The sequence below is a fragment of the Atlantibacter sp. MEI4A-1023 genome, from assembly GCF_056155425.1.
This window is the reverse complement of sequence record NZ_CM149568.1, coordinates 685,291-712,210: the sequence shown is the minus strand read 5'-3', so window position 1 is coordinate 712,210 and position 26,920 is coordinate 685,291. Positions and strand designations below refer to the sequence as shown.

Here is a 26,920-nt window from a genome sequence, read left to right as displayed (position 1 = left end):
TGAATGATGACGTGTATAACGAAAAAAGCCAGCAGTTAAAAAACCGCTGGCGGGTGAAAAACACCAATACTCAGTCACACTTGATGCCTGCAATGCGCCGGGAACAACCGATCGCGCTTCAGGACCTTGTGGTAGTGCCACGGGCCAGCGGCCATACCACAACGCTTCTCCCCTAAAACCGCGCTCATCACGGCGGAATCATCACTTTCATCAATACAAATTATTGGCTTAATATAGGGAAAGAAAAATTGATGCGTTTCGCTACAGGAGTTCCTCTTTTATGTCTTCTGCCCGGCTCCAACAACAATTTATTCGTCTGTGGCAATGCTGTGATGGGAAGCCACAGGAGACCACGCTGAATGAACTGGCCGAGCTACTAAACTGCTCGCGCCGCCATATGCGAACGCTGCTAAACGCGATGCAGCAAAAGGGCTGGCTAACGTGGGACGCGGAAGCGGGCCGGGGTAAACGCTCGAAACTGGCGTTCCTGTATACCGGCCTCGCGCTCCAGCAACAGCGCGCCGAAGACCTGCTGGAGCAGGATCGCATCGATCAACTGGTGCAGATCGTTGGCGATAAAGCCGCCGTGCGCCAGATGCTGATTTCCCACCTCGGACGCAGCTTCCGCCAGGGGCGCCATATCTTACGCATCCTCTATTATCGGCCATTAAAAAACCTGCTTCCGGGCAGCGCGCTCCGCCGTTCAGAGACCCATATCGTCCGGCAGATCTTTAGCGGCCTGACTCGCATAAATGAGGAAAACGGGGAAATCGAAGCCGATATCGCCCACCACTGGCAGCAGCTTGGTCCGCAGCACTGGCGTTTCTTTTTGCGGCCCGGCATCCATTTTCATCATGGCCGCGAGCTGGATATGCTGGATGTGATTAGCTCGCTACAACGCATCAACACCCTGCCGCTGTATGCCCATATCACCCGGATCGAATCCCCTACTGCCTGGACGCTGGATATTCACCTCGCCCAGCCGGATCGCTGGCTACCGTGGCTGATGGGCAGCGTCGCGGCGATGATCCTGCCGCGCGAATGGCCGTCGATGAATAACTTCTCCAGCCGTCCGGTTGGCACTGGCCCCTACGCCGTGGTGCGCAACAATAACAACCAGCTTAAGATCCACGCCTTTGATGATTACTTCGGCTACCGGGCGCTGATCGACGAAGTCAATTTCTGGGTGCTGCCGGATCTCGGGGACGAACTAAGCAGCGGCGTGCATCTGGAATCTTCTGCCGAAGGCGAGGAAAAAGCGGTGGAAAGCCGCCTCGAAGAGGGTTGCTACTATTTGCTTTACGACCAGCGCTCCCCACGCGGCGCGCTGCCGCAGGTGAAAAGCTGGCTCAGCCACGTGCTGTCGCCAGTGAATTTGCTGTGGCGGGCCAGCGAACAACACCAGCGCTACTGGTTCCCGGCATATGGTCTTTTGCCGCGCTGGCACCACACCCACCCCTCCACCGCCAGTGAGAAACCCGCCGGGCTGGAAACCCTAACGCTGACTTTTTATCGCGAACATATCGAACACCGGGTGATCGCCGAGATCATGTCGTCCATCCTGGCGGAGCACCACGTCAAGCTGGTGATCGAGGAAGTGGACTACGATGAGTGGCATCGGGGGGAAATTGTCAGCGATATCTGGCTGAACAGCGCCAACTTCACCCTGCCGCTGGAGTTTTCCCTGTTCGCACATCTGTTTGAAACGCCGCTGATGCAGCACTGCGTGCCTGTCGACTGGCAGGCGGATGCGCAACGCTGGCAGGCAGGCGAACTGAATCATGCGGCGTGGTGCCAGCAATTGCTTGAGCAACAAGCCATTTTGCCGCTGATCCACCACTGGCTGATGATCCAGGGCCAGCGCAGTATGCGCGGTGTGCGGATGAACACCCTCGGCTGGTTTGATTTTAAATCCGCCTGGTTTGCGCCGCCGGAGCCATAATCCTTTTAAACATTTATTAAATCATTACAATACAGTTCGTTCTCAACGGGGTGCCGCAGCAAACTGCGCGCTGAGATAATACCCGTCGAACCTGATCCGGATAACGCCGGCGAAGGGATTTGAGGCTGCCTGCTCAAAATCCTTTGCCACTTCCTTTTGAGGTGCAAAGTGTTCAAAAAATTTCTCCCATTACTGGTCCTCGCGGCCGCTCCGGTTTTCGCGAAGCCTGCGCTCACCGTTTATACCTACGACTCTTTCTCCGCTGACTGGGGCCCAGGCCCGAAAGTCAAAGCCGCGTTTGAAAAAGAGTGCGATTGCGAACTCACGTTCGTGGCGCTGGAAGACGGCGTCTCGCTGCTGAACCGTCTGCGGATGGAAGGCAAAAACAGCAAAGCCGATGTGATCCTCGGGCTGGACAACAACCTGCTGGAAGCGGCAACCCAAACCGGTCAGTTCGCCAAAAGCGGCGTAAAAAGCGATACCGTAAACGTGCCGGGTGGCTGGCAAAATGACACCTTCGTGCCGTTTGATTACGGCTATTTCGCGTTTGTGTACGACAAAACCAAACTGGCGAACCCGCCGAAAAGCCTGAAGGAGTTGGTGGAAAGCGACCAGAAATGGCGGGTGATTTACCAGGACCCGCGCACCAGTACGCCAGGCCTGGGTCTGCTGCTGTGGATGCAAAAAGTGTATGGCGATAACGCGCCGGATGCCTGGAAAAAGCTGGCGGCGAAAACCGTCACGGTCACTAAAGGCTGGAGCGAAGCCTATGGCCTGTTCCAGAAGGGCGAAAGCGATCTGGTGCTGAGCTACACCACCTCTCCGGCGTACCACATCATCGAAGAGAAAAAGGATCAATACGCCGCCGCCAACTTCAGCGAAGGACACTACTTGCAGGTGGAAGTCGCCGGGCGTCTGGCAAGCAGTAAGCAGCCGGAGCTGGCGCAAAAATTCCTGACCTTTATGGTCTCACCGGCGTTCCAGAACACCATCGCTACCGGCAACTGGATGTATCCGGTCACAGACGTCGCCCTGCCGCAGGGCTTTGAGCTGCTCACCAAACCGCAAACCACCTTACAGTTCACGCCGCAGGAAGTCGCGTCCCAGCGCGCAAACTGGATTAATACATGGCTGCGCGCCGTCAGCCGCTAATTCCGGGCTGGCTGTGGCCGGGTGTCATCGCCGCGCTGATCATGGTGGCGGTGGCGGTGGCGGCCTTTAGCGCGCTGTGGTTCAACGCGCCGCAAACGGATGGCGCAGGCTTCTGGCAGGACAGCTATCTCTGGCATGTAGTGCGCTTCTCATTCTGGCAGGCGCTGCTGTCCGCGCTACTGTCGGTTATCCCCGCCATTCCCCTTGCCCGCGCCCTGTACCGGCGGCGTTTTCCTGGCCGCCAGGCGCTGCTACGCCTGTGCGCGATGACGTTAATTCTGCCGGTGCTGGTGGCGGTTTTCGGCCTGCTCAGCGTTTACGGGCGCACCGGCTGGCTGGCGGCGCTGTGGGCTAAACTGGGCCTGGAGTGGACCTTCTCCCCGTACGGCTTACAGGGCATTTTGCTGGCCCATGTATTCTTTAATATGCCGATGGCGACCCGTCTGCTGCTGCAAACCCTTGAGCAAATCCCCGGCGAACAGCGCCAGATTGCCGCCCAACTGGGTATGCGCGGCTGGCATTTTTTCCGGCTGGTGGAGTGGCCGTGGATCCGCCGCCAGTTGCCATCGGTGGCGGCGCTGATCTTTATGCTCTGCTTCGCCAGCTTCGCCACGGTACTCTCGCTGGGCGGCGGGCCGCAGGCGACTACCATCGAGCTGGCCATCTACCAGGCACTGAGTTTCGATTACGATCCGGCGCGCGCCGCACTGCTGGCGCTGATCCAGATGACCTGCTGTCTGGGGCTGGTACTGCTGAGCCAGCGCTTAGGCAAAGCCATTGCGCCGGGCGTTAATCAAATCCACGGCTGGCGCGATCCTCAGGATAGCTGGCGCAGCAAGCTGGCCGATGGGCTGCTGATCGGCCTGGCGCTGATCCTGATGCTGCCGCCGCTGATGGCGGTCATCATTGATGGCCTGCAGGGCGACATCCTGCGGGTGCTGTCGCAATCCATTCTCTGGGATGCGCTATGGGCCTCGCTGCGCATCGCGCTGGGTGCCGGGCTGCTGTGCGTGACGCTGACCATGATGTTGCTGTGGAGCGGGCGCGAACTGTATCTGCGCCAGCGGCGGCTGGCGGCGCAGAGTCTGGAACTTAGCGGCATGTTGATTCTGGCCATGCCGGGCATTGTGCTGGCGACGGGTTTCTTCCTGCTGCTCAATAACACCATCGGATTGCCGGAATCGGCGGACGGCATCGTGATTTTCACTAACGCACTGATGGCGGTGCCCTATGCCCAGAAAGTGCTGGATAACCCGATGCGCGACATCGCGTTGCGTTACGGGCCGCTGTGCCAGTCGCTGGATATTCAGGGACTGAACCGCCTGAAGATTATCGAACTGCGGGCGCTGAAAAAACCGATCGCCCAGGCGATGGCCTTTGCCAGCGTGTTGTCGATTGGCGATTTCGGGGTGGTGGCGCTGTTCGGTAATGATAACTTCCGCACGCTGCCTTATTACCTGTACCAGCAGATTGGCGCGTATCGCAGCGACGACGGCGCGGTGACCGCACTGTTGCTGCTGTTACTCTGCTTTGCGCTTTTTACGGTCATTGAAAAACTGGCGGGACGACATGCTAACGCTCACTGATGTAACCTGGCTTTACCACCATCTGCCGATGCGTTTTTCGTTTCACGCCGATGCGGGTGAACGGATCGCCATTCTTGGGCCAAGCGGTGCCGGAAAAAGCACCCTGCTGAATTTGATTGCCGGATTCCTGAGCCCGGCGAGCGGGCGCATTGCGCTCAACGGAGGCGATCATACCCACACGCCACCCGCGAAGCGCCCGGTGTCGATGCTGTTCCAGGAAAACAATCTGTTTAACCACTTAACGGTGCGCCAGAATATCGGGCTGGGATTGCATCCGGGGCTGAAACTTAACGATGCGCAGCGTGATGAGATCACTACGCTGGCGGGGAAAATGGGCTTAACCGAACTGCTGGATCGGCTGCCGGGTGAACTGTCGGGCGGCCAGCGTCAACGGGCGGCGCTGGCGCGCTGTCTGATCCGCCAGCAGCCGATTTTGCTGCTGGACGAACCCTTCTCGGCGCTGGATCCGGCGCTGCGCCAGGAAATGCTCCGGCTTCTACGCACCCTGTGCCACGAGCGCAATATGACGTTGTTGATGGTTTCGCACAGCCTGGAAGATGCGCAGAGCATCGCCCCACGCAGCCTGGTGGTGCGCGATGGGCGCATCATCTGGGATGGAGCCACCGCCACGTTACTGGAAGGAAACAGCGACGCCTCAGCCTTGCTGGGCATCCCGCGTTAAAAACCGGCGACTACCTTCCAGAGAATGGCTCGGTACACCGGCATCAGGGGGTGATTCAGGATGGCGATTAACGCGCCTATCCCCGCCACGCTGACCAGCGGCGCTAACCACAATAATCTGCCGCGTGGCAGCCACTGCACCAGTTTCTCGCCTGGATTGGCTTTCGCGCTGCGCCACAATCGCCAGCACAGCCATGCTGCCAGCCAGAGCAGCAACGCCACGCCAAGCAGCATCCACTTAAACGCCCCGCTTTGCTGATCCGCCGGGATATCAATGGCGGCACCGGCGAGAATGCCGGGCAGGAAATAACATGGCGGCCAGAACAGACAGCCAATCAGGTTCGGTGGGAGAAATTTGATCGCCGGGAGATCCAACATTCCGGCGACCATCGGCACCAGCGGGCGCGTCGGCCCGACAAAGCGCCCCACCAGGATGGTGAACATACTGTGCTGATGCAGCGCGTGCTCGGTTTTATCCAGCAGCGCTTTGTTTTTCTTAAGGAATGACCAGCGGTGCAGCGGCTTTTTAAAGCGCCAGCCCAGCCAGAACGAGATCCAGTCGCCCAGCATACAGCCGACAATCCCTGCCGCCCAGGCCTGATAAAAATTCACTTCGCCACTGCCGATTAGCGCGCCTAAACCGGCCATCATCACCGTGCCCGGCAGCAGCAGCCCAACCAGCGCCAGCGATTCCAGAAACGCCACCAGCGCCACCGCAATCAGAGAATAAGTGACTGATTGGGTAATAAAATGATCCAGGAATGCTTCCATAAAGGTTCCGGTAAAATAACGAGGGAGCGATTCTCCCTGGCACCCTGACTCTCGTCAAGACATCATTACTCTGTATAGCCTACCGGTTATGACATTCACAGAATCATTAAGTTTTGGTTTACGTTAGCTCGACTCGCACCCGGCGCGAAACTCGCTCGGGCTGGCGCCGGTGCATTTCTTGAATACCCGGGAAAAATAAAGCTGATCCTCAAAGCCGACATTGCGGCCTACGGTGGCGATAGGCATCCGGGTGGTGCTCAGCAACAGCTTCGCCTGGCTGATGCGCTGATCCTCTCGCCAGCTTAGAACACTGACCCCCAGTTGCTGGCGGAACAGGTGCGACAGGCGCGACTGCGACAGACAAACGTGCTGCGCGACGCCGGCAATATCGAAATGGCTGTCGGCTAAATGGTCGCTGATGTACTGGCAGGCATCCCTTACCCGGTTATCAAGCGGCGCTTTCATTGACTCACTGATCGCCTCAACGCGGCGCAAAAAGAGCTGCTCCAGCAAATTAATCGCCAGCAGCTCGGAATAACGCCCTTCACGCTGGGAGGCCTCAATGATTTGCTGGAACAACGCGGAAAAGGCGTGCTGCTCGCCTTCAGCAGGCCGATAGTAGCCGGTCTGGGCGAATATCGACGGCCAGCTCAGCCACTCCTGCCAGTAGGCGCGCGGACGGAAGTACACCCACTGGTGATACCATTCTTTGGCCTGCGGGCTGCGGCCATAATGATGAATTTCGCCCGGCGGGAACAGCAGCATATCCCCTGGCTTGCAGATGAACTCTTTACCGTTGTTCTTGACGACCCCTTCTCCGCGAAGAGTGAAGTTCAGGATGTAGCCTTTCATGCCAAGGGGGCGATCGATAAAGAAATCGAGGTGGCCCTCGGCGTCAATGGGCGTTAATCCCGCGACCAGATGCGCATTAAATGAATACCCCGGCAACAGGGGATCGTTTTGCGTTTCAGCCATAGTAAATCGTGCTCCACCATCGGTGGGAAGAGACCATTTGTCCATATCTTACGACACCCCTGAAAATTGGGAATAACCGAAGCCATGAACCACAATAACTCACTTCCCCACTGGATTTGAACCTAAAAACTCATCGAGATAACCGCTCACATCAGGCTTTTCGCTTGATAACCAAAGTGTCTATAACCGCGACAGAATTGTCCACATCTATTATTTGCGTGAGGTCACAAATCAGCAAGGCATAGCACTTTAATCCATAAGATAAGCCAAATACACCTGACTCTTTTTTCCCCGGAAATCTAATGTCACTGCATGTTTGTTTATCCATGGAGTGAAAAAATGGCCATTGCGCTGGGACTCGACTTTGGCAGCGACTCGGTTCGCGCCTTAGCGGTTGATTGCACCTCGGGCGCTGAACTTGCCACCAGTGTGGAATGGTATCCGCGCTGGCAGGCCGGGCAGTACTGTAACGCCGCACGTAACCAATTCCGCCACCATCCCCTTGATTACATTGAATCCATGGAAGCCGCATTAAAAAGCGTGCTTGACCAGTTGGGCGCTGAAAAACGCCAGCAGGTGGTGGGCATCGGCGTTGACACTACGGGCTCCACGCCTGCGCCTGTCGATGCAGAAGGCAATGTGCTGGCGCTTAATCCGGGCTTCGCCGATAACCCGAACGCTATGTTCGTATTGTGGAAAGATCACACAGCGGTCGAAGAAGCCGAGGCCATCACCCGTTTGTGCCACCAGCCGGATAAAATCGATTACTCGCGCTATATCGGCGGCGTGTACTCCAGCGAATGGTTCTGGGCCAAAATCCTGCACGTTACCCGTCAGGACGCCTCAGTCGCTCAGGCCGCCACCTCGTGGATTGAACTGTGCGACTGGATCCCGGCGCTGCTTTCCGGCACGACCGCCCCGGCGGCTATTCGTCGTGGACGCTGTAGCGCGGGCCATAAATCTCTGTGGCACGAAAGCTGGGGCGGATTACCGCCTGCCAGCTTCTTTGACGAACTCGATCCGATCATCAGCCAGAACCTCGAACTCCCGCTGTTTACCGAGACCTGGACCGCAGACGTACCGGTGGGCACGTTGACGGCGGACTGGGCTGCACGCCTCGGTCTGCCAGAAAGCGTGGTGATCAGCGGCGGCGCGTTTGACTGCCATATGGGCGCGGTCGGCGCGAACGCCCAGCCGAATACCCTGGTGAAAGTGATAGGCACCTCCACCTGCGACATCCTGATTGCCGATAAAGACACCGTCGGCGACCGCGCCGTTAAGGGTATCTGCGGACAAGTGGACGGCAGCGTAGTGCCTGATTTTATCGGTATGGAGGCAGGCCAGTCGGCATTTGGCGATATGTACGCCTGGTTTGGCCGCGTGCTGAGCTGGCCGCTGGATCGGCTTGCCGAACAGCACCCAGAACTGAAAACCCAAATCAGCGAAAGCAAAAAAGCGCTGTTACCTGCGCTCACCGCTGACTGGGCGAAGCAGCCGTCGCTCGATCACCTGCCGGTGATCCTCGACTGGTTTAACGGCCGCCGCACGCCGTTCGCCAACCAGCGTCTGAAAGGGGTGATCACCGATGTGAATCTTGCCACCGACGCCCCGCTGCTGTTCGGCGGGCTGATCGCCTCTACCGCTTTTGGCGCGCGCGCCATTATGGAGTGCTTCACCGACCAGGGCATCCCGGTTAACGAAGTGGTGGCGCTGGGCGGGATCGCCCGTAAAAACCAGGTCATCATGCAGGTGTGCTGCGATGTGCTAAACCGCCCGTTACAGATTGTCGGCTCCGATCAATGTTGCGCGCTGGGCGCGGCTATTTTCGCCGCCGTCGCCGCTGGCGTGTATGACGATATTCCCCAGGCGCAGCAGGCCATGGCGAGCGAGATGGAAAAAACGCTCCAGCCAGACCCGGCCACCGCTGCCCGCTTCGAAGAACTGTATCGCCGCTACCAACGCTGGTGTGAGAGCGCCGAACTTCACTATTCCCCCTCTGACACGGCCCAGCCTTCTGATGCAGACCGTGCAGCCCTGACGCTTTAAGGACAAGACAATGACAGCCTTTAGTAAATACGAAGTATGGTTTGTAATCGGCAGCCAACATCTTTATGGCCCGGAAACGCTGCGCCAGGTGACGCAACACGCACAACAGGTGGTGGATTCCCTGAACAGCGAAGCCAAACTGCCCTGCAAACTGGTGCTGAAACCGCTCGGCACCTCGCCGGACGAAATCACCGCCATCTGCCGCGACGCGAACTATCACGATAACTGCGCCGGGATGATGGTATGGCTGCACACCTTCTCTCCGGCCAAAATGTGGATCAACGGCCTGAGCATCCTTAACAAGCCGCTGCTGCAATTCCATACCCAGTTCAATGCCCAGATCCCGTGGGACAGCATTGATATGGACTTTATGAACCTGAACCAGACCGCGCACGGCGGCCGCGAGTTCGGCTTTATCGGCGCGCGTATGCGTCAACAGCACAGCGTGGTAACGGGTTACTGGAAAGATCCTAAAGCCCACCAGCGCATCGGCTCATGGATGCGCCAGGCGGTCTCTAAACAGGAAACCCGCCATCTGAAAGTGGTGCGTTTCGGCGACAATATGCGTGAAGTGGCAGTTACCGACGGCGATAAAGTCGCGGCGCAAATCAAATTCGGCTTCTCGGTGAACACATGGGGTGTGGGCGATCTGGTTGCGGTAGTTAACGAAATCAGCAATGGCGACGTGAGCGCGTTGGTTGATGAATATGAAAGCAGCTACCGCCTGACGGCTGCGGCGCAGGTTAACGGCGACAAACGCCAGAACGTGATTGACGCGGCGCGTATCGAACTTGGCATGAAGCGCTTCCTCGAGCAGGGCGGTTTCCATGCCTTCACCACCACGTTTGAAGACCTGCACGGCCTGAAGCAACTGCCGGGCCTGGCGGTACAGCGTCTGATGCAACAAGGCTACGGCTTCGCGGGCGAAGGCGACTGGAAAACCGCGGCGCTGCTGCGCATCATGAAAGTGATGTCCGGCGGGCTGAACGGCGGCACCTCGTTTATGGAGGACTACACCTACAACTTCGAATCCGGCAACGACATGGTGCTGGGCTCTCATATGCTAGAAGTGTGCCCGTCTATCGCCACCGATGAAAAACCGATCCTTGATGTGCAATACCTCGGCATTGGCGGTAAAGACGATCCAGCGCGCCTGATCTTCTCCAGCAAAACCGGCCCGGGCATTAACGCCAGCCTGATCGATCTGGGCGATCGTTTCCGCCTACTGGTTAACTGCGTGGATACCGTTGAAGCGCCGCACGCGCTGCCGAAACTGCCGGTAGCGAACGCGCTGTGGAAAGCGCAGCCGGATCTGACTACCGCTTCCGAAGCCTGGATCCTGGCGGGCGGTGCACACCATACCGTATTCAGCCACGCGTTAACCCTCGACGATATGCGCCTGTTCGCAGAACTGAACGACATCGAACTGACGGTTATCGACAACGACACCCGCCTGCCAGCGTTCAAAGATGCGCTGCGCTGGAATGAGGTTTACTACGGCTTTAAACGCTAATCACAGGGGAACCTTTGGCCAGCCCAGGTGGCTGGCCCCTTTTTTTAGCGGAGGACAACGATGTTAGAAGATCTAAAACGTCAGGTGCTGGAAGCCAACCTTGCGCTACCGGCCCACAATCTGGTTACCCTGACCTGGGGTAACGTCAGCGCCGTCTGCCGCGAGCAGGGCGTGTTTATCATCAAACCGTCGGGCGTGGATTACACGGTGATGACCGCCGAGGATATGGTGGTGGTCAGCATTGAGACTGGCGAGGTAGTGGAAGGCACTAAAAAGCCCTCTTCGGACACGCCAACCCACCGCCTGCTGTATCAACAGTTCCCCGATATCGGCGGTATTGTGCACACCCATTCCCGCCACGCCACTATCTGGGCACAGGCCGGGAAAAGCATTCCGGCGACCGGCACCACCCATGCCGACTATTTTTACGGCGCAATCCCTTGCACCCGCAAAATGACCGATGCGGAAATTAACGGCGAGTATGAGTGGGATACCGGCACGGTGATCGTCGAAACCTTCCGCGAGCTGGGCATTGAAGCTAAACAGATGCCTGGCGTACTGGTGCATTCCCACGGTCCCTTTGCCTGGGGTAAAGACGCGATGGATGCGGTGCATAATGCGATTGTGATGGAAGAAGTGGCCTATATGGGGATCTTCTGCCGCCAGCTCACTCCCGATCTGCCGCCGATGCAGCAAACCCTGCTGGATAAGCACTATCTGCGTAAGCATGGGGCGAAGGCGTATTACGGGCAGTAATAAAGCGTCCTTTTATCTAAAACCCAGACCGCGATCTGGGTTTTTTTTACCTCTTTTCGCAACGCAATATCCCGCCGGGTAAAAAACTGAAAGGCGTTGCTACCCTCTTTTCAGCTTATGTTTCAGGGAACAAAATAGCGACCCACTTTTCAGGTCAGCTTGAAACAACATCAGCGGAAGAGATCGGCATGAATGCGAAAAAAGCTTCGGTCATTATTTTGGCAACCATCGTGTTAGCAATCTTCACGGTGGGCGCCATCAACGCCCTCTCAATCTATCAATACAGCCTGCGTGACGAAACCCATACTGCCGACTGCGCTATCATCGCAGGCGCGGCGGTGACGGACGATCGTCCCTCCCCCGTTTTCCAGGAGCGGCTTAATCATGCAGTAGCGTTATACCGCGATGGCTACGTCAAAACGCTGATTGTCACTGGCGGTTATTCACATGATAACGCGCTATCCGATGCTGCCGTCGCCCGTCGCTATTTGCTGGCGCAAAACGTGCCTGACCAGGCGATTCTGGTGGAAGATCGCTCTCAGGTTAGCCGCGAAAACCTGCGCTATGCCAAAGGGATCATGGCGTTGAATCAACTGCATAATGCGCTCATCGTCAGCGATCCGCTGCATATGAAGCGAATTATGTTGATTGCCCAGGATGAAAGGATCGAGGCCTGGACATCGCCCACGCAAACCAGCCGCTTTCACTCATTTAGCGCTAAAACCACTTTCCTGTTGCGCGAGACGTTCTGGTACTCCCTGTATTGTGTTTATCGCGTACTTTAACCCTGCCAGTACTGTACAAAACACCAGCGTCATAATGAAATTCAGGCTATAATCAGGCCTGGTTTTTTAGCGGGAAATGAGCGTGGCAGAGACGCGGCAGGGGTTTGTTCTGACCCGACACTGGCGGGATACGCCACAGGGCACTGAAGTGCAATTCTGGCTGGCGACTGACCAGGGGCCGCTGTGCGTGACATTGCCTGCGCAGGAGTCCGTCGCGTTCATCCCATACGCCCAGCGCGCCCACGTGGAACGTGCGCTGGCGGGCGAATCGTATCGTCTTGAACCTCTTTTCCTGCGTGATTTTCATCAGCAGCCGGTATGCGGCCTCTATTTTCGTCAGCATCGTCAACTCATGCGCTGCGAGAAACTGCTGCGCGAAGCGGGCGTCACGGTCTATGAAGCCGATGTCCGTCCGCCGGAGCGCTACCTGATGGAGCGGTTTATCACCGCGCCGGTCTGGGTCAGCGGCGAGATGCGCGGCGGCGGGCTGCGTGACGCGAAGATGAAGCCGAACCCGGCGTACCGTCCGGCGCTAAAATGGGTCTCGCTGGATATCGAAACTAACCGCCATGGGGAACTCTACTGCATCGGCCTTGAAGGTTGCGGTGAGCGCACCGTTTACATGCTCGGGCCGGAAAACGGCGACGCAACCGGGCTGGACTTCAAACTCGAATACGTTGCCAGCCGTCCGCAGCTGCTAGAAAAACTTAACGCCTGGTTTGCCGAATTCGATCCCGATGTGCTGATCGGCTGGAACGTGATCCAGTTCGATTTAAAAATGCTGCAAAAACACGCCGAACGCTACGGCATCCCGCTGCGTCTCGGGCGCAACAGCCAGGAAATCGAGTGGCGCGAGCACGGTTTTAAAGCCGGGGTATTTTTCGCCCAGGCGCCGGGCCGGTTGATGATTGACGGTATCGATGCGCTGAAATCGGCGTTCTGGAGCTTTTCTTCTTTCTCGCTGGAAGCGGTATCGCAGGAGCTACTGGGCGAAGGGAAAGCCATAGATAACCCCTGGGACCGGATGGCGGAAATCGACCGCCGCTTTGTTGAAGATAAACCGGCGCTGGCGACCTATAACCTGAAAGACTGTGAGCTGGTCACGCGTATCTTCCACAAAACCGAGATCATGCCGTTTCTGCTGGAGCGCTCGACGGTCAACGGGCTGCCGGCGGATCGTCACGGCGGGTCGGTGGCATCGTTCAGCCACCTCTATTTTCCGCGTATGCACCGCGCCGGTTTTGTGGCCCCGAATCTGGGCGATGTACCGCCCCAGGCGAGCCCAGGCGGTTATGTGATGGATTCGCGTCCAGGTCTGTACGATTCGGTACTGGTGCTCGACTACAAAAGTCTGTACCCGTCGATTATCCGCACTTTTTTGATCGACCCGGTGGGCCTGATAGAAGGCCTGTCGCAGCCCGATGAAGAGCACAGCGTGGCAGGCTATCTTAATGCCCGTTTCTCGCGTACTAACCACTGCTTACCGGGGATCGTTTCGCAAATCTGGCTGGGACGTGAAGAGGCCAAAAAGCACGGCAACAAACCGCTCTCCCAGGCGCTGAAAATTATCATGAATGCCTTTTACGGCGTGTTGGGCACCAGCGCCTGCCGGTTCTTCGACCCGCGCCTGGCGTCCTCCATTACGCTGCGTGGACATGACATCATGCGCCAGACCAAAGCGCTCATTGAGGCGGAGGGCTACGACGTGATTTACGGCGATACCGACTCGACCTTCGTGTGGCTCAAAAAGCCGTATGATAACGCCCAGGCCAGCGAAATCGGCAACGCCCTGGTCGCCAAAGTCAACCAGTGGTGGCGCGAGCATCTGAAACAAACCCTGAACGTGGAAAGCGCGCTGGAGCTGGAGTTCGAAACCCATTTTACGCGCTTTTTAATGCCCACCATCCGCGGCGCAGAGATGGGCAGCAAGAAACGCTATGCCGGGTTGATAGAGCAAGACGGCGAGCAGCGTATGGTATTCAAAGGTCTGGAAACCGTGCGCACCGACTGGACGCCGCTGGCGCAAAATTTCCAGCAGGCGCTGTATCTAAAAATATTTCGCCGCGAGCCGTACCAGGATTTTGTACGCGAGACCATCGCCAAACTGCTGAACGGCGAACTCGACGATCAGTTGGTTTACCGCAAACGCCTGCGCCGCCCGTTAAAAGAGTATCAGCGCAACGTGCCGCCCCATGTGCGCGCCGCGCGGCTGGCGGATGAAGAAAACGCCCGCCTCGGCAGGCCCGCCCAGTACCAGAATCGCGGTACGATCAAATACGTCTGGACCACGAACGGGCCGGAACCGCGCGACTATCAGCGCTCGCCGCTGGATTACGATCATTACCTGACGCGCCAGCTCCAGCCGGTGGCAGATGGAATTTTACCTTTCATGAAAGATGACTTTGCTACACTGATGACAGGGCAACTGGGGTTATTTTGACAGGTGACGAACGCGTTACCATCCAGTACCATAGCGCCCTTTCCTATTCTGAATCCCATTTACCGCACCGCGAGCTTTTTGCGGTGGACATACTATTGCCTGCAAATTATTAACCAGAGCCGAACAGATATGCCTTTTACACTTGGTCAACGTTGGATTAGCGACACGGAAAGCGAACTTGGACTAGGAACCGTGGTAGCGCTGGATGCGCGTATGGTGACTTTGCTTTTCCCTGCTACCGGCGAAAACCGTCTGTATGCCCGTAATGATTCCCCCATCACCCGTGTGATGTTCAACCCCGGCGACACCATTACCAGCCACGACGGCTGGCAGTTAAAAGTGGACGATGTCGCCGAAGAAAATGGGCTGCTCGCCTACACCGGAACCCGGCTCGATACCCAAGAGGAGAACGTCACCCTGCGTGAAGTGTTCCTCGACAGCAAGCTGGTGTTCAGTAAACCGCAGGATCGCCTGTTTGCCGGGCAAATCGACCGAATGGATCGCTTCGCCCTGCGTTTTCGCGCCCGCCGCTACCAGAGCGAACAGTACCGTATGCCGTGGAGCGGCCTGCGCGGGCAGCGCACTAACCTGATCCCACATCAGTTGCACATCGCTAATGACGTGGGCCGCCGCCATGCGCCGCGCGTACTGCTGGCGGATGAAGTGGGTCTTGGTAAAACCATCGAAGCGGGCATGATTATTCATCAGCAACTGCTGGCGGGCGCGGCGGAACGCGTGCTGATCGTGGTGCCGGAAACCCTGCAACACCAGTGGCTGGTAGAAATGCTGCGCCGCTTCAATTTACGCTTCGCGCTGTTTGATGACGATCGTTACGCCGAAGCCCAGCACGACGCCGATAACCCGTTCGAGACCGAACAACTGGTGATCTGCTCGCTGGATTTCGTGCGCCGCAATAAACAGCGCCTTGAGCACCTGTGCGAAGCCGAATGGGATTTAATGGTGGTGGATGAAGCCCACCATCTGGTGTGGAGCGAAGCCGCGCCGAGCCGTGAATATCTGGCGATTGAACAGCTGGCGGCGCAGGTTCCCGGCGTGCTGCTGTTGACCGCAACCCCGGAACAGCTGGGCCTGGAAAGCCACTTCGCCCGTTTGCGCCTGCTGGATCCGAACCGCTTCCACGATTTCGAGCAGTTTGTTGAAGAACAACAAAATTACCGCCCGGTAGCGGATGCCGTCGCCATGCTGCTGGCAGGAAAACATCTTTCCAACGACGAACTGAACACCCTGAGCGAACTGATTGGCGAGCAGGATATCGAACCGCTGCTCCAAACCGCCAACAGCACCCGCGACGGCGCGGAATCGGCGCGCCAGGAATTGATTTCGATGCTGCTGGATCGCCACGGCACCAGCCGCGTGCTGTTCCGCAACACCCGTAACGGCGTGAAAGGCTTTCCGAAGCGCGAACTGCATACCGTCAAACTGCCGCTGCCGACCCAGTACCAGACGGCGATTAAAGTCTCCGGGATCATGGGCGCGCGTAAGTCTGCCGAAGAACGCGCCCGCGACATGCTGTATCCGGAACAGATTTATCAGGAGTTTGAAGGCGATACCGGAACCTGGTGGAACTTCGACCCGCGCGTTGACTGGTTGATGGGCTATCTCACCAGCCATCGCTCGCAAAAAGTGCTGGTGATCTGCGCTAAGGCCACCACCGCGTTGCAGCTTGAGCAGGTGCTGCGCGAGCGTGAAGGTATCCGTGCTGCGGTGTTCCATGAAGGGATGTCTATCGTCGAGCGCGACCGCGCGGCGGCGTGGTTCTCTGAAGAGGATACCGGCGCGCAGGTGCTGCTGTGTTCTGAAATCGGCTCCGAAGGCCGTAACTTCCAGTTCGCCAGCCATCTGGTGATGTTCGACCTGCCGTTCAACCCGGACCTGCTGGAGCAGCGTATTGGCCGTCTCGACCGTATCGGCCAGGCGCACGATATTCAGATCCTGGTGCCGTGGCTGGAAAAAACCGCCCAGTCGGTGCTGGTGCGCTGGTATCACGAAGGGCTGGACGCATTCGAGCATACCTGCCCAACGGGCCGCACTATTTACGACAGCGTTTATAACGAGCTGATCAACTATCTGGCCGCGCCGGAAGAAACCGAAGGCTTTGATGAACTGATTAAGTCGTGCCGCGACCAGCATGATGCCTTAAAAGCGCAGCTGGAACAGGGCCGCGACCGCCTGCTGGAAATCAACTCCAACGGCGGCGAACAGGCGCAGGCGTTAGCGGAATCCATCGCTGAACAGGATAACGATACCGGTCTGGTGAACTTCGCCATGAACCTGTTCGATATCATCGGCATCAATCAGGACGATCGCGGCGAGCATATGATCGTGCTGACCCCGTCCGACCATATGCTGGTGCCGGATTTCCCGGGCCTGCCGGAAGACGGCTGCACCATCACCTTTAACCGTGATGTGGCGTTGTCTCGCGAAGATGCGCAGTTCATCACCTGGGAACATCCGCTGATCCGTAACGGCCTGGATCTGATCCTGTCCGGCGATACCGGCAGTTGCGCCCTGTCGCTGCTGAAAAACAAAGCGCTGCCGGTGGGTACGCTGTTGCTTGAACTGATTTATGTGGTGGAAGCCAAAGCGCCGAAGCAGTTGCAGCTTAACCGCTTCCTGCCGTCAACGCCGATCCGCATGCTGGTGGATAAAAACGGCACTAACCTCGCGGCGCAAGTAGAATTTGAAAGCTTCAACCGCCAGCTCAGCGCGGTGAATCGCCACACCAGCAGCAAACTGGTGAACGCGGTGCAGCAGGACGTGCATGCCATTCTGCAACTGGCGGAAAGCAAGGTAGAAAGCGCGGCGCAGGCGTTAATTAAGACGGCGCGCGAAGAAGCCGATGAGAAACTGTCTGCTGAACTGTCGCGTCTTGAAGCCCTGAAAGCGGTCAACCCCAATATTCGTGATGACGAACTCGCGGCCATTGAGAGCAACCGCGATCAGGTGCTGGCAAGCCTTAATGAAGCAAGCTGGCGGCTGGACGCGCTGCGCCTGATCGTCGTTACGCATCAGTAATCGGGAAACACTATGCTGGAAGCCTATCATCCTGCAACCGATCCCTGGCTGGTCGTCCTGTATCAGGACGACCATATCATGGTGGTCAATAAGCCGAGCGGGCTGCTCTCTGTCCCCGGCCGGCTCGAAGAGCACAAAGACAGCGTGATGACGCGTATACAGCGCGATTATCCGCAGGCGGAATCGGTGCATCGTCTGGATATGGCGACCAGCGGCGTGATCGTGGTGGCGCTCACCAAAGCCGCCGAGCGCGAACTGAAGCGCCAGTTTCGCGAACGCGAACCGAGCAAGCAGTACGTCGCCCGGGTGTGGGGACATCCGCCGGAAAAAGGCCTAGTGGATTTACCGCTAATTTGTGACTGGCCGAACCGGCCAAAGCAGAAGGTGTGTTATGAAACCGGCAAAGCGGCGCAAACCGAGTATAACGTGCTGGAGTACGGCGAGGATAATACCGCGCGAGTGCTGCTAAAACCGATTACCGGGCGTTCTCACCAGTTGCGCGTGCATATGCTGGCGCTGGGTCACCCGATTTTAGGGGATCGTTTCTACGCTACCCCGGAAGCCTTAGCGCTGGCGCCGCGCCTGCTGCTGCACGCCCAGACGCTGACCATCACTCATCCGAAATTCGGCAACGCCATGACGTTCCGCGCGCCCGTCGACTTCTGAACCTGCACCGTTGCCTTCAGGCTGAAGGCAACGGTGCAGGTTATTTAAAGCCTTTCGTCGTTTTAATCAGATCGTAAGCTTTTTGAATTTCCTGCGCTTTCTGCTTCGCCATTTGCATCATTTCCGGCGGTAACCCTTTGGCAACCAGCTTATCCGGGTGGTGTTCGCTCATCAGCTTACGATACGCACGCTTAATGGTGGTGGGTTCATCCGTGGGTTTTACGCCCAACACGTTGCAGGCATCTTCCAGCGTCGGGCCCTGCGGCGCTTGCTGCCACGGCCCTTGCTGATGCCCCTGCTGCCCGCCGCCGCTGAACTGCGCGCCACCCTGCATCATGCGCAGGAACTGGTCAAACTGGGTGCGTGAAATCCCCAACTCTTCGGCAATGACGTACAGCACTTCGCGCTCATTGGGATGCAGGGAGCCGTCGGCAAACGCCGTCTGGATCTGAATTTCCAGAAACATCCGAATTAAATCGAAACGGCCAAAACAGATGCCGCGCAGCTGGCGCATTTTTTCGCGTAACGGGTAACCCGGCTCTTTGCCCACGCGAAACGCGTTCTGCGCGGCGATGCGCGAATGACCATGCAAATCCATCCGGTCCATAAACAGCGACGCCATATGGATATCTGCCTGAGTCACACGCCCTTTTGATTTAGTGAGATGCCCCATCACTTCAAATGTGGTGGTGAAAAACAGCGATTGCCGCTGTTGTTGCGTACTAAAAAACGCCATCCGCCGACTGCGCGCTTTGTCAAAAAAGTGACCGATCAGCAAACCTAATACGACGCCCCAGAAGCCACCGCCCATCATCAGGGCCATCGCCACGCCAACTATTTTTCCCCAATACTGCATAGACTCCCCAAATCGTCAGGCTGCTGGACAGGCGATATTCCCTTTTTGCGCGCGTTTTACGCGGTATCAGGGCCTTTTAGCCCGGCGTTGACGCCACGGTCAACTGCGGGACATCGCCTATAATTTGCTTTATCATACCCGTCATTCAAAGCCGTGCCTAACAAACAGGCTCGAAAGCGGGCAGGATTAACACTAGCGCTGTGGTAATGAGTCAGTTAGTCTCTGACCGTTTGCCAGCGCTATACCCTTTTGATTCTTTCAGGTTGCATCTATGCTCACGTGCGACCAGGCGCATGATGCATTCTTGATCCTGAACGATGACGGGGACAGGCCACTGATGACGGAACAACGAATAACACGTATGAAAAAACGTATTCCCACCTTGCTGGCCACCATGATTGGCGCAGCCCTCTATAGCCAACACGGTATGGCTGCAGACCTCGCTTCACAGTGTATGCTTGGCGTGCCCAGCTACAACCGTCCTCTGGTAGAAGGGCAACCCAATAGCCAGCCCGTGACGATTAACGCGGATAGCGCGAAAGGCGATTATCCCGATAACGCCGTGTTTGGCGGTAATGTAGATATTCAACAAGGCAACAGCCGCTTACAGGCGGATGAAGTCCAGTTACATCAAAAACAGGTCGAAGGCCAGCCGGATCCGGTACGCACTGTCGACGCCCTCGGTAACGTCCACTACGACGATAACCAGGTGATCCTTAAAGGGCCGAAAGCCTGGTCGAACCTGAATACCAAAGATACCAACGTCTGGGAAGGCGATTACCAGATGGTAGGACGTCAGGGCCGCGGAAAGGCAGACGTCATGAAGCAGCGCGGCGAAAACCGCTACACCATCCTGGAAAACGGCACCTTTACTTCGTGCCTGCCGGGTTCAGATACCTGGAGCGTGGTGGGCAGCGAAGTGATCCACGACCGTGAAGAGCAGGTCGCGGAGATCTGGAATGCCCGATTTAAACTGGGCCCGGTGCCAGTTTTCTATAGCCCGTATTTGCAGCTTCCGGTGGGCGATAAGCGCCGCTCCGGCTTTTTGATCCCCAATGCCAAATACAGCACCAATAACGGCATTCAGTTCTCGCTGCCTTATTACTGGAACATCGCGCCGAACTTCGATGCCACCATCACGCCGAACTACATGGAAAAGCGTGGCACCCAGTGGCAGAACGAATTTCGCTATCTGACCCAGGCGGGCGCAGGTTTAATGGAGTTTGACTACCTCGGTTCTGACGACCAGTTTAAGGACGATCACCCGCAGGAAAGCGACAAGCACCGCTGGCTCTATTACTGGAACCATAGCGGGGTGATGAATCAGGTTTGGCGTTTTAACGTTGACTACACCAAAGTCAGCGACCCGTATTACTTCAACGACTTTAGCTCAACTTACGGTTCCAGTACCGACGGCTACGCCACTCAAAAATTCAGTGCCGGTTACGCCAACGAAAACTTTGACGCCACCGTATCCAGCAAAAAATTCCAGGTATTTAATACTCAGGCTGGCAACACCTACGGCGCCGAGCCGCAGTTGGATGTGAACTGGTATCAAAATAACGTCGGTCCGTTTGATACCCGTGTTTACGCTCAGGCGGTGAAATTCGTCAATGTGAACGAAAACTATCCTGAAGCCACCCGACTGCATATTGAGCCGGTCATTAACCTGCCGCTGTCCAACGCGTGGGGAAGCATCAATACCGAAGCAAAACTGCTGGCTACGCACTATCAGCAGGATAATATCGAGCACTTCCAGAATTACCTGGGCGGCAATAATGAAGCGGCTAACAAGCTTAAAGAGTCGGTAAGCCGTACTCTGCCGCAGTTCAAAATTGACGGCAAAATGGTGTTTGAGCGGGACATGAACTGGGCGGAAGGCTACTCCCAGACGCTGGAACCGCGCGCGCAATACCTGTATGTGCCCTATCGCGATCAGAGCAGTATCAATAACTTCGACTCCTCTCTGTTGCAGTCAGACTACTCCGGCCTGTTCCGCGATCGGACCTATGGCGGCCTTGACCGTATCGCTTCGGCTAATCAGGTCACGACCGGTGTGACATCGCGTATTTATGATCAAGAAGCGATTGAACGTTTTAACGTTTCCGTTGGTCAAATCTACTATTTCACCGAGTCCCGTACCGGTGATGAAGATATCAACTGGGAAAAAGACAAGAAAACCGGCTCTATCCTGTGGGCGGCGGACACCTACTGGCGCATCTCCGATCGTTGGGGCCTGCGCGGCGGCGTTCAGTACGATACCCGTCTGGATAACGTCGCCACCGGCAGTAGCGCCATTGAATACCGCCGCGACGAAGACCGTTTGATGCAGTTGAACTATCGCTATGCCAGCCCGGAATATATCCAGGCGACATTGCCTTCGTTCTCTGAAGCTACCCAGTATAAAGACGGCATCTCTCAGGTTGGCGTCACGGCAAGTTGGCCGATCGTCGATCGCTGGTCCGTAGTGGGCGCATACTACTACGACACCAATGCGAAAAAGCCGGCCGATCAGATGATTGGCGTGCAGTATAGCTCCTGCTGTTATGCCATCCGCGTGGGTTATGAGCGGAAAATTAACGGTTGGGAAAATGACCAGAGCAAATATGACAATGTGTTTGGCTTCAACGTTGAACTGCGTGGCCTGAGCTCGAACTACGGTCTCGGCACCCAGCAGATGTTGCGTTCGAACATTCTGCCGTATCAAAGCTCGCTGTAAGCCTTGATGTATATACTCCGCTTTGCGATTAATCATAATGGAAAAGGTATGAAGAACTGGAAAACGCTGCTTCTTGGTCTCACCCTGGTGGTGAATGCCAGTTTCGCTGCGCCGCAGGTTGTCGATAAAGTCGCCGCCGTCGTGAATAACGGCGTGGTGCTGGAAAGTGACGTTGATGGTCTGATGCAGTCCGTGAAGCTCAACGCGGGCCAGGCTGGCCAACAGCTTCCAGATGACGTGACCCTGCGTCATCAAATTCTGGAACGTCTGATCATGGACCAGATTATCCTGCAAATGGGCCAGAAAATGGGCGTCAAAATTAGCGATGAGCAGCTCGATCAGGCCATCGCGAATATCGCGAAGCAAAACAACATGACGCTGGACCAAATGCGTAGCCGTCTGGCCTACGATGGTCTCAATTACAACACCTACCGGAGTCAGATTCGTAAAGAGATGACGATTTCCGAAGTGCGTAATAACGAAGTGCGCCGTCGCGTGACCATTCTGCCGCAGGAAGTCGAATCCCTTGCGCAGCAGGTGGGCAACCAGAACGACGCCAGCACTGAATTGAACCTGAGCCACATCCTGATCCCGCTGCCGGAAAACCCGACGGCGGATCAAGTCGGCGAAGCGGAAAGCCAGGCGCGCTCTATTGTCGACCAGGCGAAAAACGGTGGCGATTTCGGTAAATTAGCCATTGCTTACTCCGCAGACCAACAGGCGTTGAAAGGCGGCCAGATGGGCTGGGGACGTATTCAGGAGCTGCCGTCCATCTTTGGTCAGGCGCTGAGCACCGCCAAAAAAGGCGATGTTGTCGGCCCAATCCGTTCAGGCGTGGGCTTCCACATTCTGAAAGTGAACGATCTGCGCGGTCAGTCGCAAAGCATTTCGGTGACCGAAGTGCATGCGCGCCATATTCTGCTGCGTCCGTCGCCGATCATGACTGACGATCAGGCGCGCGTGAAGCTGGAACAGATTGCCGCTGATATCAAGAGCGGGAAAACCAGTTTTGCCGCGGCTGCGCGTGAATTCTCCCAGGATCCGGGCTCTGCCAACCAGGGCGGCGATATGGGTTGGTCTTCACCTGACGTTTACGATCCGGCCTTCCGCGATGCGCTGATGAAGCTGCAAAAAGGCCAGATCAGCTCGCCGGTGCACTCTTCCTTCGGCTGGCACCTGATTGAGCTGATGGATACCCGCAACGTCGATAAGACCGATGCGGCGCAAAAAGATCGTGCTTACCGGATGCTGTTCAACCGTAAGTTCTCGGAAGAAGCAGCGACGTGGATGCAGGAACAGCGCGCCAGCGCTTACGTCAAAGTTCTGAGCAACTAATGACGAACACCTGGCGTGTGGTAATCACTCCCGGCGAACCCGCCGGGATTGGTCCCGAGCTGGTCGCGATGCTTGCGCAGCGCGACTGGCCCGTCGAACTGGTGGTCTGCGCCGACCCGCAACTTCTCCTGGCTCGCGCCAGCTTGCTTAATCTCCCCCTCACGCTCCATCCCTTCCAACCCGATACGCCACCGCGCCCCCAGCAAAAAGGGTCACTGACCGTGCTGCCGGTATCTCTGCGCGCGCCGTCCGTCGCCGGGCAACTGGAAGTGGAGAACAGTCATTACGTGGTGGAAACCTTAGCCCGCGCCTGCGACGGCTGCATCGACGGCGAGTTCGCCGCGCTGATCACCGGCCCGGTGCATAAAGGCATTATCAATGATGCCGGCATCCCGTTTACCGGCCATACCGAATTTTTCGAAGAGCGCGCCCACAGCCATAAAGTGGTGATGATGCTGGCGACCGATACGCTGCGCGTGGCGCTGGCCACCACACACCTGCCGCTGCGCGCTATCGCAGACGCCATCACCCCCGCGCTGCTGCGTGAAATCATCACCATTTTGCACAGCGATTTGCAGACCAAATTCGGCATCCCGCAACCGCATATTCTGGTGTGCGGCCTGAACCCCCATGCGGGGGAAGGCGGGCACATGGGCACCGAAGAGATCGACATCCTGATCCCGGTGCTGACCGAAATGCGCGCCAAAGGCATGAATCTTACCGGACCACTCCCGGCAGATACGCTTTTCCAGCCCAAATATCTCGATCATGCCGACGCGGTGCTCGCGATGTACCACGATCAGGGCCTGCCCGTGCTAAAATACCAGGGCTTTGGCCGCGCGGTGAATATCACGCTCGGTCTACCCTTTATTCGTACCTCGGTCGACCACGGCACCGCGCTTGAACTGGCCGGACAGGGGACTGCCGACGTGGGCAGTTTTATCACGGCGCTTAATCTCGCCACCAGCATGGTTTTTAACAGTAATAATCAATGAATAATCGAGTTCACCAGGGTCATTTAGCCCGCAAGCGTTTTGGGCAAAACTTTCTTAACGATCAATTTGTTATTGAGAGCATTGTCTCGGCCATTCATCCGCAAAAAGGCCAGGCGATGGTCGAAATCGGCCCAGGTCTTGGCGCATTAACCGAGCCGGTAGGCGAGCGTCTGGATAAGATGACGGTCATCGAGCTTGACCGCGATCTGGCGGCGCGCCTGCAAACCCATCCGTTCCTGGCGCCGAAGCTGACCATTTATCAGCAGGACGCCATGACCATGGATTTCGGCGAGTTGTCCCGTACGCTGGGTCAGCCGCTGCGCGTGTTCGGCAACCTGCCCTACAACATCTCCACGCCGCTGATGTTCCATCTCTTTAGCTATACTGATGCGATTGCCGATATGCACTTTATGTTGCAAAAAGAGGTGGTCAATCGCCTGGTTGCAGGGCCGAACAGTAAAGCGTATGGTCGTTTAAGCGTGATGGCGCAGTACTACTGCCAGATTATCCCGGTGCTGGAAGTGCCGCCGACGGCGTTTACTCCACCGCCCAAAGTCGACTCCGCCGTGGTGCGTCTGGTGCCTTACACCACATTGCCGCATCCGGTAAAAGAGATCCGTCTGCTGAGCCGTATTACCACCGAAGCGTTCAACCAACGCCGTAAAACCATCCGCAACAGCCTGGGTAATGTGTTCAGCCTCGATGCGCTGGAAAGCCTGGGTATCGACCCGGCGCTGCGTGCGGAAAACATTTCGGTCGCGCAATATTGTCAGTTGGCCAATTATTTAGCTGATAATCCGCCCTCGAAGGAGAGCTAAGCTATGTTAAATTCGCCCCGTGTTTGTGTGCAGGTTCAGAGCGTGTACATCGAATCGCAATCGTCTCCTGATGAAGAACGTTTCGTGTTTGCTTATACCGTGACCATCCGCAACCTGGGGCGATCGCCTGTCCAGTTGTTAGGTCGTTACTGGCTAATCACCAACGGCAACGGACGGGAAACTGAAGTTCAGGGCGAAGGGGTTGTCGGCGAACAGCCCCATATCGCGCCGGGAAGCGAATATCAGTACACCAGCGGCGCGGTCATCGAAACGCCGCTGGGCACTATGGAAGGCCATTATCATATGGTGGATGAGCAAGGTAATACGTTCAGCGTCGCCATACCCGTTTTCCGTCTCTGCGTTCCAACACTCATTCATTGATAACATGTCTACTTATCTGATTGGCGACGTTCATGGTTGTTACGATGAACTGCAAGCGCTGTTAAAGCATATTGAATTCAATCCGGCCAACGATACGCTGTGGCTGACCGGCGATCTGGTCGCCCGGGGGCCTGGCTCGCTGGACGTGCTGCGTCTGGTGCGTTCCCTCGGCGAGAGCGTGCGTATGGTGTTAGGCAACCACGATCTCCATCTGCTGGCAGTTTACGCAGGCATCAGCCGCAACAAACCCAAAGATCGGCTTAATCCCCTGCTTGAAGCCCACGACGCTGACGAGCTGATTAACTGGCTGCGTCGCCAGCCGCTGTTACAAGTGGATGAAGAGAAAAAGCTGGTGATGGCCCATGCCGGCATTACACCGCAGTGGGATCTGGCGACAGCGAAAAGCTGCGCCCGCGATGTCGAAGCCGTGCTGTCGAGCGACAGCTATCCGCTGTTTTTGGATGCGATGTACGGCGATATGCCGAACAACTGGTCCACAGAACTGTCCGGTCTGGCGCGCCTGCGCTTTATCACCAATGCGTTCACCCGCATGCGCTACTGCTTCCCGAACGGGCAACTGGATATGTTCAGCAAAGACAACCCGGAAAGCGCGCCCGCGCCGTTAAAACCCTGGTTTGCCATTCCTGGCCCGGTTTCACGCGAGTACAGCATTGCTTTTGGACACTGGGCCTCACTGGAAGGGAAAGGCACGCCGGAAGGGATTTACGCGCTGGATACCGGTTGCTGCTGGGGCGGCACGCTAACCTGCCTGCGCTGGGAAGATAAAGCCTGGTTTGTACAACCGTCTAACCGTCAACTTGATTTGGGTGAAGGCGAAGCCACTGCTGTCGCCTCCTGACCCGTCGCGTTCGCCCTTTTCTCAACGATAAGGGCGAAAGCGCTTAACGACGCTCGAGGATCTCGAAGCAATAGCTATGAGAGTTGCTCTCATCCGCGTCGTGGAACTCACTGAATACCGATTGCCATTCGTCCGGTTCGTAGTCCGGGAAATGGGTATCCCCTTCCACTTCGGCGTCAATATGGGTGAGATACAGTTTCTGGGCCTTCGGCAACAGCTGTTCGTAGATACGACCGCCGCCAATCACCATGATCTCTTCGGCATCACCACAGGCGCTAAGCGCCGCCTCAATCGATGTCACCCACTCAACGCGATCGTCGGTGCCCGGCTTGCTGCTGACGACGATATTTTTACGTCCCGGCAGCGGACGGCCAATAGATTCCCACGTTAAACGGCCCATAATGACCGGCTTATTCAGGGTGTTACGTTTAAACCAGGCGAGATCGGCGGGGAGCGTCCAGGGCATGGCATTTTCCATACCGATAACGCGATCCACCGCGAGCGCCGCAATCAGACTGATCATTGAAATTTTCCCGGGTAAAAAAAATTGCCGCCACTATACGGAAAGCGCATTCTTTAGTCGACTGGCGTCAGGCAGCGAGTGATGA

The 26,920-nt window shown here is 56.8% G+C and carries 21 protein-coding genes and 1 riboswitch; of the genes, 17 read left to right on the top strand and 4 right to left on the bottom strand.

Annotated features, from left to right (window positions below; genetic code table 11):
* Positions 1-280 precede the first annotated feature (280 nt).
* From sgrR to thiQ, 4 genes are all read left to right on the top strand, one after another.
* Positions 281-1,942: an HTH-type transcriptional regulator SgrR gene (gene sgrR / locus ACVV26_RS03430; RefSeq protein WP_474800009.1), complete on the top strand. Its 1,662-nt coding sequence runs from the start codon at positions 281-283 to the stop codon at positions 1,940-1,942.
* Between the two features lie 36 nt (positions 1,943-1,978).
* Positions 1,979-2,078, top strand: a riboswitch (TPP riboswitch).
* Positions 2,079-2,110: 32 nt separating this feature from the next.
* Positions 2,111-3,094, top strand: coding sequence for a thiamine ABC transporter substrate binding subunit (gene thiB, locus ACVV26_RS03425; RefSeq protein WP_474800008.1), 984 nt, complete (start codon positions 2,111-2,113; stop codon positions 3,092-3,094).
* Positions 3,070-4,680, top strand: a complete 1,611-nt coding sequence (thiP, locus tag ACVV26_RS03420; protein WP_474800007.1) for a thiamine/thiamine pyrophosphate ABC transporter permease ThiP — start codon at positions 3,070-3,072, stop codon at positions 4,678-4,680. The genes thiB and thiP overlap by 25 nt, the downstream gene beginning before the upstream one ends.
* Complete coding sequence (thiQ, locus tag ACVV26_RS03415) at positions 4,664-5,362, top strand: thiamine ABC transporter ATP-binding protein ThiQ (RefSeq protein WP_474800006.1); 699 nt, start codon at positions 4,664-4,666, stop codon at positions 5,360-5,362. The genes thiP and thiQ overlap by 17 nt, the downstream gene beginning before the upstream one ends.
* Here thiQ and ACVV26_RS03410 read toward each other — a convergent pair.
* On the bottom strand, positions 5,359-6,132 hold the full coding sequence (locus ACVV26_RS03410) for a DedA family protein (protein ID WP_474800005.1): 774 nt from the start codon (positions 6,130-6,132) through the stop codon (positions 5,359-5,361). The two genes, thiQ and ACVV26_RS03410, sit on opposite strands and share 4 nt — an antisense overlap.
* Positions 6,133-6,255: 123 nt before the next feature.
* A complete protein-coding gene (araC, locus tag ACVV26_RS03405; RefSeq protein WP_474800004.1) occupies positions 6,256-7,107 on the bottom strand; it encodes an arabinose operon transcriptional regulator AraC in 852 nt (283 codons plus the stop codon).
* 339 nt (positions 7,108-7,446) lie between these two features.
* On the opposite strand from araC, the gene araB reads away from it, so the two are divergent.
* From araB to rluA, 7 genes are all read left to right on the top strand, one after another.
* Positions 7,447-9,153, top strand: a complete 1,707-nt coding sequence (gene araB, locus ACVV26_RS03400) for a ribulokinase (RefSeq protein ID WP_474800003.1) — start codon at positions 7,447-7,449, stop codon at positions 9,151-9,153.
* A gap of 10 nt (positions 9,154-9,163) precedes the next feature.
* Entirely contained in the window at positions 9,164-10,666 is a 1,503-nt protein-coding gene (araA, locus tag ACVV26_RS03395) for an L-arabinose isomerase (protein WP_474800002.1), read from the top strand.
* 60 nt (positions 10,667-10,726) lie between these two features.
* Positions 10,727-11,422, top strand: a complete 696-nt coding sequence (gene araD, locus ACVV26_RS03390; RefSeq protein ID WP_474800001.1) for an L-ribulose-5-phosphate 4-epimerase — start codon at positions 10,727-10,729, stop codon at positions 11,420-11,422.
* A gap of 188 nt (positions 11,423-11,610) precedes the next feature.
* Positions 11,611-12,207, top strand: coding sequence for a YdcF family protein (locus ACVV26_RS03385; protein ID WP_474800000.1), 597 nt, complete (start codon positions 11,611-11,613; stop codon positions 12,205-12,207).
* A gap of 82 nt (positions 12,208-12,289) precedes the next feature.
* Entirely contained in the window at positions 12,290-14,647 is a 2,358-nt protein-coding gene (polB, locus tag ACVV26_RS03380; RefSeq protein ID WP_474799999.1) for a DNA polymerase II, read from the top strand.
* A 129-nt stretch (positions 14,648-14,776) separates the two neighbouring features.
* Positions 14,777-17,683, top strand: coding sequence for an RNA polymerase-associated protein RapA (rapA, locus tag ACVV26_RS03375; RefSeq protein ID WP_474799998.1), 2,907 nt, complete (start codon positions 14,777-14,779; stop codon positions 17,681-17,683).
* Positions 17,684-17,695: 12 nt separating this feature from the next.
* Complete coding sequence (rluA, locus tag ACVV26_RS03370) at positions 17,696-18,349, top strand: bifunctional tRNA pseudouridine(32) synthase/23S rRNA pseudouridine(746) synthase RluA (protein ID WP_474799996.1); 654 nt, start codon at positions 17,696-17,698, stop codon at positions 18,347-18,349.
* A 40-nt stretch (positions 18,350-18,389) separates the two neighbouring features.
* Here the strand turns inward: rluA and djlA are convergent, their stop codons facing one another.
* On the bottom strand, positions 18,390-19,205 hold the full coding sequence (djlA, locus tag ACVV26_RS03365; protein ID WP_474799995.1) for a co-chaperone DjlA: 816 nt from the start codon (positions 19,203-19,205) through the stop codon (positions 18,390-18,392).
* Positions 19,206-19,566: 361 nt separating this feature from the next.
* Between djlA and lptD the strand changes: the two genes are divergently transcribed.
* From lptD to apaH, 6 genes are read left to right on the top strand one after another with little or no spacing between them, the layout of a single operon-like run.
* Positions 19,567-21,924: an LPS assembly protein LptD gene (gene lptD / locus ACVV26_RS03360; protein WP_474799994.1), complete on the top strand. Its 2,358-nt coding sequence runs from the start codon at positions 19,567-19,569 to the stop codon at positions 21,922-21,924.
* A gap of 48 nt (positions 21,925-21,972) precedes the next feature.
* Entirely contained in the window at positions 21,973-23,259 is a 1,287-nt protein-coding gene (gene surA / locus ACVV26_RS03355) for a peptidylprolyl isomerase SurA (RefSeq protein ID WP_312980543.1), read from the top strand.
* Positions 23,259-24,254: a 4-hydroxythreonine-4-phosphate dehydrogenase PdxA gene (pdxA, locus tag ACVV26_RS03350; RefSeq protein WP_474799993.1), complete on the top strand. Its 996-nt coding sequence runs from the start codon at positions 23,259-23,261 to the stop codon at positions 24,252-24,254. Before surA ends, pdxA begins: the two co-directional genes overlap by 1 nt.
* Positions 24,251-25,072: a 16S rRNA (adenine(1518)-N(6)/adenine(1519)-N(6))-dimethyltransferase RsmA gene (rsmA, locus tag ACVV26_RS03345; RefSeq protein WP_312980539.1), complete on the top strand. Its 822-nt coding sequence runs from the start codon at positions 24,251-24,253 to the stop codon at positions 25,070-25,072. Before pdxA ends, rsmA begins: the two co-directional genes overlap by 4 nt.
* Before the next feature lie 3 nt (positions 25,073-25,075).
* Complete coding sequence (gene apaG, locus ACVV26_RS03340; protein WP_312980537.1) at positions 25,076-25,453, top strand: Co2+/Mg2+ efflux protein ApaG; 378 nt, start codon at positions 25,076-25,078, stop codon at positions 25,451-25,453.
* Positions 25,454-25,457: 4 nt separating this feature from the next.
* On the top strand, positions 25,458-26,312 hold the full coding sequence (gene apaH / locus ACVV26_RS03335) for a bis(5'-nucleosyl)-tetraphosphatase (symmetrical) ApaH (RefSeq protein WP_312980534.1): 855 nt from the start codon (positions 25,458-25,460) through the stop codon (positions 26,310-26,312).
* 43 nt (positions 26,313-26,355) lie between these two features.
* Here apaH and folA read toward each other — a convergent pair whose 3' ends face one another.
* A complete protein-coding gene (folA, locus tag ACVV26_RS03330) occupies positions 26,356-26,835 on the bottom strand; it encodes a type 3 dihydrofolate reductase (protein ID WP_312980532.1) in 480 nt (159 codons plus the stop codon).
* Positions 26,836-26,920 lie beyond the last annotated feature (85 nt).